1 pseudogene is annotated in these 325 nt (G+C 38.8%); it reads right to left on the bottom strand.

Annotated elements, in window-relative coordinates:
* Positions 1-237 precede the first annotated feature (237 nt).
* Positions 238-325, bottom strand: a pseudogene (locus tag CBX98_RS25845) (GNAT family N-acetyltransferase); the annotation flags it as partial.

The following is a 325-nucleotide window of genomic DNA, read 5'->3' as shown; positions in this document are numbered from 1 at the left end:
TAACTTTTTAACCCTAGCATTGTTTATCTTAGACAAAGGATATGAGTCTTTCTTAAACCTGAACTCTTTTGAATCCAAGCTAAAATCAGTACTCTTGTACATAAATTCCCTCTATTCGTATAACGCCCAATTAAGGTGTGAGGCACGCAATACCTATGCCGCCGCATACCGCCCTAATCACTAAAATTCACGCATAGCAAAAATGCCACGCGTGCCGAATCACACTTAAATTGTTTGTTATAAAGCGGACTCTACGTTAAACGCCTTTTCTAACCACAACGAGCTAATATACTGTCCATGTTTCTTGGCATACTCATTGAAAACA

The organism is Vibrio sp. T9 (assembly GCF_003123985.1).
In the GTDB taxonomy this organism is placed as follows: domain Bacteria; phylum Pseudomonadota; class Gammaproteobacteria; order Enterobacterales; family Vibrionaceae; genus Vibrio; species Vibrio diabolicus.
The sequence above is the reverse complement of the archived record's forward strand: the minus strand, read 5'-3'. Positions and strand labels throughout refer to the sequence as shown.